2 protein-coding genes are annotated in these 3,749 nt (G+C 71.8%); both read right to left on the minus strand.

Annotation, left to right across the window (positions count from 1 at the left end):
• Nucleotides 1-750: methyltransferase domain-containing protein (locus G6021_RS06505; protein WP_182640887.1), on the minus strand; the 750-nt coding region annotated here is incomplete at its 3' end.
• A partial coding sequence (locus G6021_RS06510; RefSeq protein ID WP_241736447.1) for a phosphopantetheine-binding protein occupies nucleotides 747-3,749 on the minus strand: 3,003 nt, incomplete at its 5' end. The genes G6021_RS06510 and G6021_RS06505, both read right to left, overlap by 4 nt.

Genomic DNA, 3,749 nt, shown 5'->3' on the forward strand with positions numbered 1-3,749 from the left:
GTCCACGCGGTACCGGGCCAGATCGCTGTCCTGCAGGCAGCGCGCCAGAACGGTGGTCTCCGCGCCGAGGGACTCCCCCGGTTCCCAGGGATCCAGCGCGAGTTCGCGGTCCCGTCGCGCGAGGTCCGCGACCAGCTCGCCGAGCCGGTGCGGATCCGCCCAGGGCTCCGATCTGCGTGCGCGCTCGCGGAGCCGCCTCGGGTCGCGTCGGGCGTCCCGCAGATCGCCGAGGAAGAGCACCCCGCCGGGAGCCAGCAGGTCGAGCAGGCTGGTGAGCACCGCGTCGAGGTAGTCCCTGTCAGGAAAGTAGTGCACGACACTGTTGAGGACGATGAGGTCCGGCCTGTCCCCGGGAAGTGACTGCGGGTTCAGCTCGTGGGCGGCGCAGCGGTCGAAGGTCAGGCCGGCGGGCCGATCCGGATCGTCGACGAGGTCCCGGACCCCGGCGAGAGTCAGGTCGACCGCGTGATAGGACCGCACCTCCGGTCCGAGGACACGGGTGATCATCCCGGTGCCGGTCCCCACGTCGAGCACCCGCTCCGGACTCAGGCCCCGCAGACGGTCGACCGTGGCGTCCCGCCACTCCCACATGACCTCGGCGGGCAGGGGCCGGCCGGACAACGCGTCGACCCATCCCTCAAGACCGTCGGCCGCGGTCCCGCGGGCGTGACCGTCGGTGTAGATCTCCTCGTAGACCGTGGTCCACGCGTCCACCCGGTCGACCTGGGCACTCGTCAGCGTCCGGTTCATCGGCCAGCACCGCGCTGGTCCACGTCGGGCCCGGCGGTGCTAGCGCTAGCGCCGCCGAGACCGGACAGGAACTCCCGGATGGCCGACCCGATCTGCCCCACGGCGGGGCTCCTGAGCACCGAGTAGTGGTGCGCGTCCACTCCGAGGGTCGTGGCGCTGGAGCCGAGCGCGGTCCCCCACCCCAGATCCTCCGACCCCGCCGCGTCGTCCACTCCCATACCGACGCGGGAGTTCACCGGTGAGGTCTCATCGGTCCGCACCAGTAGGACGGGCACACCGGTGCCCTCAAGCGAGCGGGCGTGATGCTCCGCCAACCCCGCCAGATGGGAGGTGAACACCTCGAGCCGACGGCGGGCATCCGTCGCGGCCAGTCCCGCGCCCCGCAGCTGCTCCGCGAGGACGTCACCGCGGGCGGCGGGGTCGGCCGCGGCGGCCATACCTCGCCGGACCGACATCTCGGCCGCGTCGTCAGCGGGGGCCTGCCCCACCCCCGATCCGGCAAAGGCCTGGACGGACCGCAGATAGCGCAGTGCCACCTCGGCGTCGACCTCTCCGGGCGCGAGTCCCGCGATCCGCCGGATCCGGTCCGGGGTGGTCGAGTCGATCATGATCACCCCGCCCACGCGAACGCCACGCCCGTGCAACTCCACGGCCACGTCGTGGGCGACGGTGCCTCCCATCGACCAACCCCCGACCACCAATGGGTGGTCCTCACCGCGATGGGCGGCCTCGAGCAGATCCGCGTAGGCGGCCACGACGAGCGGGAGATCGTTCGGCATCGGGGTGTCGAAGTACCGGGGATCGGGAAGCGCCAGAACCCGTTTGTCCGGAAGCTCGGCGACCAGGTCGGAATAGCACAGGATGTCGCCACCCGACGGGTGGAGTAGGTAGACGGGTCCGCCCCCGGACCCGGACATGGGCACGAGGTGGGTCTCCGGATCGAGCGTGCTGGCCCCAGCGGGCGCGGTGAGGCGCGCCGGGATCTCGGTCACCTCGGGGCGCTCCGGTTGTTCAGCTTCCCGCCGCTCGTCCACCAGTGCTGCGATGCGCGCGATGGTGGGATCGACTACGGCCTCAGCGGGGGCCACCGCGAGCCCGGTGCGGCGCCGCACGTCGACCAGCACCCGGACCAGACCGAGCGAGTCGCCGCCAGCCGAGAAGAAGTCGGTCGAATCGCCGGGAGCGCTCCCGAGCTGGGACGTCACGGCCTCGCGGACGTGGGCCAGGGTGGCCTCCTCGGCGGCTCGGAGCGGCCGGACTCCCGCGCCGTCCGTGGCGTCCGTGGCGTCGGCCAGTGACGGCGACGTGAGATCGGCCAGCGATCGAGGGCCCGACGACGACTCGTTCTCTCCACCCCGGCCGTGCTGCGGCCAGTCGGCGTGCTCGAGCACCCGGTCCTCCAGCACGACGTCGATGAAGTCCCGCACCCGGTCGAGCAGGCGCTGGTGATCGTCGGGGTCGATGACCCCCTCGGGGCAGTCGACGTTGCACACGATCTGGTCGTTCTCCGACGCCACCTGCAGGTCCACCAGCACCTGCGGAGTGCGCACCCTCTCCCACACATCGGCCGGGTCGATGCGTCTGGTCACCGAGTGCGCCGTGGGATCGGTGAAGCCCAGCGTCGAGGTGAACACGACGGGAGAGACGAGGCCGCGGGTGCCCCGGTGCCGCGACAGCTCCCGGGCGACGTCGACGCCGTCGACCGCGGAATCGTCGAGCGAACGGCCGACCGCGTCGCCGAAGCCGCCGGCGTGCACCGCCGGATCCGACGAGTCGGGTACCGAGATGTCCACCAGCACCGTCGAGGAGAACGCGCCCAGGACCCTGTCGATGTCGCCCGAGATCGGCGGGCGGTTGAAGTACAGGACGGTGAGCAGGAACCGCTCCTGAGCGCACCACTCGGCGAGCGCGTGGGAGTACGCCGCCCCGAACACCGCCGTGGGAGTGACCCGCGCGGCGCGGCATCGCTCGGTGAACGCCGCGGCGGTACCTGCGTCGAGTCGGAACGCACGGCGTTCCATGCGCCGCACCCGGTCCGGCACCGACCGCACGGGGACGCGTGGTGCCTGCGGAAGCTCGGGGAGACGTCGCCGCCAGTTCTCCAGCGCTCGACGCGCCGCCGGACGCGTCGCGCCCGCCTCGAGCGTCGCCACGTGGTCCGCGAAGCTCACCTCGGGCGCCCGGAAGTAGGCGTTGGGCTCGTCATGGAAGGTGAGCAGTTGGTCGAAGAACAGGTAGAAGGACCATCCGTCCACAAAGACGAGCGCGGCCACCACATGGACGCGGGCACCGCCTCCGGGCAGCAGGTGCGCCCGGATACGGAAGGTCGGCCACTGTTCGGGATCGGGCCCGTCGACCTCCCATGCCGACCGAGTGCCCGAGACGGCGCGGGAGACCTCCTCGTCCGAGCACCCGGTGAGGTCGACTATCTCGACCGGGTCGGCGTCGAGCCGGGGGTCGTCGGGATCGAGGACGACTTGGTAGCCGTCCTCTGTGACTACGGCGCGCAGCATCGGCTGGTGATCGATGAGCCGGCGAGCGGCCGCGCGCAGCCGCTGGGGATCGCACAGCGGATCGAAGAAGTCGACGACGAAGTGTGCTGCATCGTTGGAGAGCTGCCAGCCCCCCTGGGCGCCGACCCAGTAGGCCTGCTGAAGCGGGGTCAGCGGGAACGGCCGTCCCGGCTCCGCGCGAACGAGCTGCGTCGGTTCGGCATCACCGACGCGCCATCCCGCAGCCGTCGCCTCGCTGGCGATCTCCTCGGGACTCACTCCGTTGAGGACGTCGGCGACGGGGACGGTGACACCGATCCCCCGTAAGCCGGCCACCGTGCGTACCGCGGTGAGCGAGTCGCCCCCCAACCCCAGGAAGTCTGCGTCTGCGCTGATGCCAGCGGGGTCCAGCCCGAGCACCTCGGCCCAGGCTCCCCGGACGAGGTCGAGCAGAGTCGCGGCCGGATCGGCCGCCTGGCCCGCCTGGCCTGCCTGGCCTGCCTGGCC

The organism is Dietzia sp. CW19 (assembly GCF_014145265.1).
GTDB lineage: Bacteria > Actinomycetota > Actinomycetes > Mycobacteriales > Mycobacteriaceae > Dietzia > Dietzia natronolimnaea.